Below are 7,874 nucleotides of genomic sequence, written 5' to 3' on the forward strand. Positions count from 1 at the left end.
CGCGCCCGGGCGGCGGCCCTGCGCCCGCCGCCGCACCAAGGCGCCCCGGCACCGGCCCCGACGGCGGCCGCCAACCCGACCCCGGCGACGAAGCGCTGCTCACCACCCTCGCCGGCGACGGCCGCGCCTCCTATCCCGAGCTGCACCAGGCGACGTCGCTGACCGGGGCTGGCGCTGGCCGGGCTCGGCGTGGGGCTGGTCAACCCGGCGGTAGCGTCGGCGGCGCTCGCCTCCGTACCGCCTCGGCAGGCCGGCATGGCGGGCAGCGCGGTGAACACGATGCGCCAGCTCGGCTACGCCCTCGGGGTGGCCGTCTTCGGCACCCTGCTCACGGCCCGCGCCCAGCACGCCCTGAGCGCCGACGGCATACAAGATCCGCACGCGGCGGCCCAGGCCCTCGCCGGCGGCGGCGCGCGGCAGGTTTTGGCCCTGGTGCCGTCGGGGCAACGTGAAGCCGTGGACCACGCACTGCGGGCCGCCTTCACCTCCGGGCTCGACACGGCAGCCGTGGTCGCCGGAGCGGTGGGACTGACGGCCGGCGTCATCGTCCTGGCCTCGTACGGACAAAGACACCGGAAGCCGCCCATGACCAGCCGGAACAGGCAGCTCGACCGACTTCCCTTGCTGTAGAGCGTCAGTGACTGACGCGAGCAGATTTGATGGAGATCTACGCGCGTCGGGCCCCACAGCACGGGCCCGGCGCGCGCCGTGTTCCCCGCAGCAACTGGGGTTTCGGCCCCGACCAGCACTGATGTACTAATGTCCGCTGCTCACAGGCCCGCGCTCAGCCCCCTCCCCCCTTCCCTGAGGATCAGGTACGTTACGGGCGCCCCAAGCGGTCGAGGAGCGACTCTTGCGTGAGTTCACCATCCCCCCACTGGTGACGGCACCCCAGGCAGGCGGTTTGGCCGACTCAGTCTTCGCCACCGCCACCGAGGAGCCGGACCGCGTGGTGCTCGGCCGCAGAGCCGAGGCCGAGGGTCCCGACGCGCCATGGCAGGACGTCACCGCCGCCGCCTTCCGCGACGAGGTCATGGCCGTCGCCAAGGGCCTGATCGCCCAGGGGATACGTTTCGGCGACCGCGTGGGGCTGATGTCCCGCACCCGGTACGAGTGGACGGTCCTGGACTTCGCGCTGTGGGCGATCGGCGCCCAGCCGGTGCCCATCTACCCGACCTCGTCGTCCGACCAGGTCCGCTGGATGCTGCACGACTCGGCCGCGGTCGCCTGCATCGTCGAGCACGAGGACCACGCCATGACCGTCGGCGCCGTCGTCGACGAGCTCCCCCAGCTCACCCGCCTGTGGCAGCTGGACTCCGGCGCGGTGACCGACATCGCCGAGTCCGGCACCCACATCGACGACGACGTCGTCCACCGGCACCGGATGGCGGTCACCCCGGACGCGATCGCCACCGTCATCTACACCTCGGGCACGACGGGCCGCCCCAAGGGCTGCGTGATCACGCACTCCAACTTCATGGCCGAGGCCGACAACATCATCGAGAAGTACGAGCCGGTCTTCCACAGCAAGCCCGGCGACGAGGCCTCCACCCTGCTCTTCCTCCCCCTCGCCCACGTCTTCGGGCGGATGGTCGAGGTCGCCGCCATCCGCGCCCGCGTCCGGCTCGGCCACCAGCCGAACCTGGCCGCCTCCGAGCTGCTGCCGGCCATGGCCTCGTTCCAGCCCACCTTCGTACTCGCCGTCCCGTACGTCTTCGAGAAGGTCTACCAGGGCGCCCGCCGCAAGGCCGAGGCCGGCGGCAAGCTGTCGGTCTTCGAGAAGGCCGTCGACGTCGCCGAGCGGCACGCCGAGGCCATGGAGGCCAAGGCCTTCGGCACCGGACCGGGACCGGGCGCCGGCCTGCGCGTGCAGCACCAGCTCTACGAGAAGCTGGTCTACGGCAAGGTGCGCGCCGCCCTCGGCGGCAAGGTGCGGCACGCCTTCTCCGGCGGTTCCGCGATGGACCGGCAGCTCGGCCTGTTCTTCGACGGCGCCGGCGTCCGGATCTTCGAGGGCTACGGCCTCACCGAGTCGACCGCCGCCGCCACCGCCAACCCGCCCGAACAGACCCGCTTCGGCACGGTCGGCCGGCCGATCCCCGGCACCACCGTCCACATAGCCGACGACAGCGAGATCTGGCTGCGCGGCGGCCAGATCTTCGCCGAGTACCTCAACAACCCCAAGGCCACCCACCAGGTCCTCCACGAGGGCTGGCTGGCCACCGGCGACCTCGGCGCCCTCGACGAGGACGGCTACCTCACCATCACCGGCCGCAAGAAGGAAATCCTGGTCACCAACGGCGGCAAGAGCGTCTCCCCGGTGCCGCTGGAAGAACGCGTACGCTCCCACCCGCTGGTCGCCCAATGCGTGGTCGTCGGCAACGACCGGCCCTTCGTCGCCGCCCTGGTCACCCTCGATCCGGAGGGCGTCTCGCACTGGCTGGCCATGCACGGCAAGTCGGTGCGCTCGATGGCCGAGCTGGTCCGCGACCCGGACATGGAGAGCGAGATCCGCCGGGCCGTGGTGGCCGCCAACACCCTGGTGTCGCAGGCGGAGTCGATCCGTACCTTCCGCATCCTGGCGGGCCAGTTCTCCGAGGAGCAGGGGCTGCTCACGCCCTCGCTGAAGCTCAAGCGCAAGGCGATCGAGAAGGCGTACGCGACCGAGGTCGAGGCGCTGTACCGGGCCTGACCGGGAATGCGATCAAGAGGCAGATCGTTGAGGCTGAGAATACTCGTACGACCAGTCCGACAACGTAAGGAACACCTGCTCGTGAGCAAGGTCCCCTTCATCACGCTCAACAACGGCGTCCAGATGCCGCAGCTCGGATTCGGCGTCTGGCAGGTCCCGGACGACGAGGCGCGCGCCGCGGTCAAGACCGCCCTCGAGGCCGGCTACCGCAGCATCGACACCGCCGCGATCTACGCGAACGAGAAGGGCACCGGCCAGGCGATCGCCGACGCCGGGCTGCCCCGCGACGAGCTGTTCGTCACCACGAAGCTCTGGAACGCCGAGCACGGCTACGACTCCACCCTTCGCGCCTTCGACGCCTCGCTGGAGCGCCTCGGCCTGGAATACGTGGACCTCTACCTGATCCACTGGCCGGTGCCGTCTCGCGCTCTGTACCTCGACACCTGGCGGGCCTTCGAGAAGCTGTACGCCGACGGCCGCACCAAGGCCATCGGCGTCTCGAACTTCCCTGTGGCGCAGCTCCAGGAGGTCCTGGACGAGGGCTCGGTCGTTCCGGCCGTCAACCAGATCGAGCTGCACCCCAACCTCCCCCAGGCCGAGCTGCGCGCCTTCCACGCCGCCCACGGCATCGCCACGGAGGCCTGGTCCCCGCTCGGCAGCGGTCGCGGCCTCCTGGAGGACCCGGCGCTGGCCGCCATCGCCACCAAGCACGGCGAGACCCCGGCTCAGGTCGTGCTGCGCTGGCACATCCAGATCGGCGACATCGTGATCCCGAAGTCCGTCACCCCCTCCCGGATCCGGGAGAACATCGACGTCTTCGACTTCGAGCTCGACGCCGACGACCTCGCCGCCATCGACGCCCTCGACAACGGCACCCGCCTCGGCCCGGACCCGGCCACCTTCAACTACCTAGGCTGACCCTCCCGGCCCCGGTCCTGACGCCGCCGCCCGCGCTGACATGCGTGGGCGGCGCCGTTTTCGGTCGCACTGGTGGCCGACTGCCGCATTGGCTACTCTCGCCTCGCCGGTACCTCGTTTACGTCCCGACGACCAGGCTGACATGCTCGATTACGACGCGGAAGCAACCGCGTACGACACCACACGCGGCGGCGTGCCGCGAGCCGACGCGGCAGCGGAGGCCGTGCTGAGCCTGGTGCCCGGCTACGCGCGCACCCTGCTGGACGTGGGGTGCGGCACCGGCCTGGTCACCGAGCGTTACGCGCGTCGCAGCAGCCTGACGGTGTTCGCCGTGGACCCAGCACCCGGCATGGCCCGGATGGCGGCGCGTCGCGTCGGGGCCACGGTGGTGCTGGGCGACAGCCGTCAACTGCCCTACGGCACCCGTACTCTGGACGCCGTGGTGACGGTGTGGCTGCTGCACCTGGTGCCCTTCTCAGCCGCCGTGATCGCCGAGGCGGCCCGTGTGCTGCGCCCCGGCGGGGTCTTCGTCACCACCGTCGACAAGGACGCCGCCCACCACGCCGGCAGCGACATCGAGGCGCTGCTGGCCCCGTACCGTGCGTCCCGCGAGCCATACGACGCCGCCGCGACGGTCTCCGAGACCGCCACCCGGCACGGCCTCACCCCCGCCGGGGAGGCCCACTTCACCGGGCACGGGCAGGGCCGCAGCCCCCGCCGCGCGGCGGCCGACGTCGAACGCGGCTACTACGCCTCCCTGCTCGGCTCGCACGATCCCGCGGAGCCGGCCAGGCGCCTCGCGGCCCTCCCGGAGCCGGACGAGCCGCGCCCCGACCCCGTCTACCGGCTGCTGGCCTTCCGCAAGCGGTAGTCCTCCGCCCGCCGTTCGAAGAACTCGTGCAGGTCGCGGGCGGCGCGGGGGGCCGATCCTGAGCGGCTGCGCTGGATGACCATGAGGACGGCGGTGTCGTCGGCTACCTTTCCCAGATCGCTTGCGCGGCCGAAGACCTGGGCTTCGCCGGCGCGCTGACCCCCACCGGGGCGTGGTGTGAGGACGCCTGGCTGACGACGGCCATGGTCAGCCAGCGCACGGAGCGGCTGAAGTTCCTCGTCGCATTCCGCCCGGGGTTCGTGTCGCCGACCCTCGCCGCGCAGATGGCCTCGACCTTCCAGCGGCAGACCGGCGGCCGACTGCTGCTCAATGTCGTGACCGGCGGCGAAAGCCACCAGCAGCGCATGCTCGCGCTTCACGGCGGGGGCGGCCGCGACGGGCTGGAGATCCACCCCAATCTCTGGGCCGGGATCGGCCTGGTCCGGGGCGGGGCCGGCACCGCGCTGGTCGGCAGTCATGCGGAGGTCGCCGAGCGGATCGCCGAGTACCACCGCCTCGGCATCGACGAGTTCATCTTCTCCGGCTACCCGCACCTGGAGGAGGCCTACTGGTTCGGCGAGGGCGTCCTGCCGCTGCTGCAAGCCCAGGGCCTGTGGACCCATCCCTTTGCCCCCGGCGCGGCTTCCCAGCCCGCACAGATCTCCTTCACAACGGAGGCTCGTTGAGAAGTTCGCCCAGCCATCGGGCGACCTGCTCGTGGTGAACCTCCGTACCGGGAAAGACCCGCCCCCAGGCCAGCGCCCGACCGACCGGGCCGACCCGGCAGGCGAGGCCGGCCAGCCGGCGCAGGGCGGGCAGGTCGTGGCCGTCGTCGGTCCAGGGTTCGAGGTAGGCGTCGCGCAACCGGGCAAGGACGGCGGGGGCGTCCGCGCCGAAGCGCCGGCGCGCGACGCGGGCGGTGACCAGGAGGCTGGAGAAGGGGTACGCGAGCGAGGAGTCGCCCCAGTCGAAGAAGACGAAGCGGCGGCCGTCGCCGTGGAAGACCTGGGCCTCGTGCAGGTCGGAGTGGTCGAGGGTGGCGGGGATGCCGGAGCCGGCCAGTTCCGCGCACCAGTCGGCCAGTTGGGGCCGCATCCGGCGTACGGCCTCCGGCGTGTCCGTCACCGCCACCACTTCGTCGAACCGCTCGGCCAGCCTCTCCGGCCGCAGGTCCGGCACCCCGAGCCCGGCCAGCTCCCCCGTCCGGAGCCCGACCACCCGCTGCAGCGCCGCGTACTGCCGCAGCGGGTCCTCCCAGAAGTGCGGGTCGGCCTCCTCGGCCGCCGCGGCGTGGGCCAGCAGTGGACCGCCGTCCGGCAGCAGCGACCAGGCCCGCACTGTGTCGACGGCCAGCGGGGGGAGGACCTGCCCCGGCACCCACTCCGCCAGCGCTCGCGCGAGCCCCGGCTCGAAGGCCGAGCCGGGCGGATTGGCCTTGAACCAGACCGGCGAAGTCCCGTCCTCCACCGGAATCCTGATCACCACCGACCAGGGCCGCAACCGCACCCCCCACCCGGCCCGCTCCCCCGCCCGCAGCCCGGCGCCCGCCAGCGCTTCCTCCGCCCACGCCAGCGCCTCGCGCCGCCACCGGGCGTCCCACCACGGGGTGGCCCGGACGTCGTAGTCCCCGGCGTCGATGGTCATCAGCTCGCTGTCCACGACGGCATCCCACCACCGCGCCCCCGCCACCCGCATCCGTATTAGCCCCGACGCTCAGCCCGGGAGCCGGTCCAGAAAGCCGCTGACCGTACGGATCCGGCCGTCGTCGGCCAGCGTCACCACGTCGAAGCCCGCGACCGGCGCCGAGCCGTCGGCCACCGACACCAGCTCCCACCCGAAGCGCGCCACGCCATGGTGCCCGTCCACCGCCCCGGCCAACCTGAACTCGAACCCCGGGAACTGCTCCTGAGCCCCCGCGATCACCGCCGCGATGCCCTCATGCCCGGCCACCTCCGCGAGCGGGTCCGTATAGCTACCGTCCTCCGTCCAGGCGGCCGCAACGGCCTTGGCCCGCTCGTCCGGGTCTGCGCTGTTCCATGCCTCGATGTAGCGGGCGGCTGCGTTCTCGTACTGCGTCTGCGTCACGTTCGCTCCTCCGTCGGTGTGGACGAGATCCACGATGCCCCGGGGCGGAGAGCGCGTCGATTACCGCTGAGGTAATGAGGCACCACATACAAGCCAGGATCCGCTGCAGTGGGCGCCGTTGTTGTGCCTGCTGGACGCGCCTGAGTGTCCGTGGTTGTCCGAGCGCGTTCGTCTCATGTCGTTGCCTGTGGCTCCCCGCTTGGCTCCCCATGAGGGCCAAGCGGGGCTCCCCCCAGGCCCCGTGGCCGCCGGCCATCCCAATCAAGCCGAACCTTTGACGGCCCGCGCTCCCGCTCACCACGTCCCACACGCTTTCCAAGTCTGTTGGTACAGATCAGGGCACCGTCCGGCGCCGTTAATCTGCGTCCATCCTGGGTCCGCGGTGCCGTCAGGCCAACCGCCAGAGCCCGCCGACGGGGCTCGGGTGTTCGCCTCGGATCACTGAGGCGGCTTGGGCAACTGCGTGAACGTGCACGGCCCGAGCGGCAAAGTATTGGCGCATACGCCCTCCCACACGTTTCCCTTCGAAGTCAACGCGGTGACGAGCACCGGACCGCCGCCAACGTCGAAGACATTAGATGCCAGTGTTGCATCGACAACGTTGGAGGGGCCTCCCACAAACTGCCAGCCACCAACAGGGGTAGGCGGTGCGGTCGACTCATTGACCGACAAAACGTATACCCTACCGTCACACACCGCCGAGACGTACTTGGCGTGGCGAAATTCATTCCCTGCAGAGTCGATGTCGTAACAGCGATGCGGCCGCACCGGATTCGACTGAGCGTGTACGAGCCGCGCCGCCTTTCCGGCCTCAGGCTGTGCCTGAGCTGCTGCTCCGCCAGCCCCCATGACCGTCATGACGGCTGTGGCGGTCAGCGCTGCGGCTATCTTACGTTTCTGTTCCATTCCATGCGCTCCTCTACTTTTGCGGACACGGGGTCGTGATCTGCTTGGCGGAAAATGCTTACCAGGGCAACGCCATCCACCCCAGGCAGACAAACAGATTTCACCCATATGCGCCTCACATGGGCGCGACCGACCTCAACCGCAAGGACGCGACCGGGCTCCCCGCCGCCTGAAGAAGCACAAAACCGACAGTGCCGCAATACGCGGTGGTATTAGAGCGACCGAGGATAGGCGTCATTTCAGGCGGCGGACTTCTGGCCGGGTCTCCCATCGATAGCGGTTGCGGGCCTGCTGGATCAGGCAGCGCACGGTGACGAACGCGGCGGCGAGGTAGAGGTAGAACTCGACGGTCTGGGTCGTGCGCTGGAAGCAGCGCCGGAGCTCGCCGTACCCGTTCATCCA

Annotated in this window: 7 protein-coding genes and 2 pseudogenes; 5 read left to right on the forward strand and 4 right to left on the reverse strand. The window is 70.7% G+C overall.

Going from position 1 to position 7,874, the window contains the following annotated elements; translation table 11 throughout:
* Positions 1 to 189 precede the first annotated feature (189 nt).
* The 5 genes and pseudogenes from EFK10_RS41685 to EFK10_RS41705 all read left to right on the forward strand — a co-directional run.
* Positions 190 to 630, forward strand: coding sequence for an MFS transporter (locus EFK10_RS41685; protein WP_127360856.1), 441 nt, complete (start codon positions 190 to 192; stop codon positions 628 to 630).
* Between the two features lie 223 nt (positions 631 to 853).
* Entirely contained in the window at positions 854 to 2,692 is a 1,839-nt protein-coding gene (locus EFK10_RS41690; RefSeq protein WP_127360857.1) for an AMP-dependent synthetase/ligase, read from the forward strand.
* A gap of 81 nt (positions 2,693 to 2,773) precedes the next feature.
* On the forward strand, positions 2,774 to 3,610 hold the full coding sequence (locus tag EFK10_RS41695; protein WP_127360858.1) for an aldo/keto reductase: 837 nt from the start codon (positions 2,774 to 2,776) through the stop codon (positions 3,608 to 3,610).
* Between the two features lie 142 nt (positions 3,611 to 3,752).
* Positions 3,753 to 4,481, forward strand: coding sequence for a class I SAM-dependent methyltransferase (locus tag EFK10_RS41700; RefSeq protein WP_127360859.1), 729 nt, complete (start codon positions 3,753 to 3,755; stop codon positions 4,479 to 4,481).
* A gap of 98 nt (positions 4,482 to 4,579) precedes the next feature.
* Positions 4,580 to 5,167 (forward strand): annotated as a pseudogene (locus EFK10_RS41705) (LLM class flavin-dependent oxidoreductase); the annotation flags it as partial.
* On the opposite strand, the gene EFK10_RS41710 reads toward EFK10_RS41705, so the two are convergent.
* From EFK10_RS41710 to EFK10_RS41725, 4 genes and pseudogenes are all read right to left on the reverse strand, one after another.
* Complete coding sequence (locus EFK10_RS41710) at positions 5,148 to 6,140, reverse strand: aminoglycoside phosphotransferase family protein (RefSeq protein WP_127360860.1); 993 nt, start codon at positions 6,138 to 6,140, stop codon at positions 5,148 to 5,150. The pseudogene EFK10_RS41705 and the gene EFK10_RS41710 overlap by 20 nt on opposite strands.
* A 54-nt stretch (positions 6,141 to 6,194) precedes the next feature.
* Positions 6,195 to 6,566: a nuclear transport factor 2 family protein gene (locus tag EFK10_RS41715; protein ID WP_127360861.1), complete on the reverse strand. Its 372-nt coding sequence runs from the start codon at positions 6,564 to 6,566 to the stop codon at positions 6,195 to 6,197.
* A 438-nt stretch (positions 6,567 to 7,004) separates the two neighbouring features.
* Positions 7,005 to 7,472 carry a hypothetical protein gene (locus EFK10_RS41720; RefSeq protein WP_127360862.1) on the reverse strand — a complete coding sequence of 156 codons (468 nt, stop codon included), beginning with the start codon at positions 7,470 to 7,472 and terminating at the stop codon, positions 7,005 to 7,007.
* A gap of 234 nt (positions 7,473 to 7,706) precedes the next feature.
* Positions 7,707 to 7,874, reverse strand: a pseudogene (locus tag EFK10_RS41725) (IS5/IS1182 family transposase); the annotation flags it as partial.

Origin of the sequence: Streptomyces soli (genome assembly GCF_003999195.1) — a bacterium.
GTDB lineage: Bacteria > Actinomycetota > Actinomycetes > Streptomycetales > Streptomycetaceae > Actinacidiphila > Actinacidiphila soli.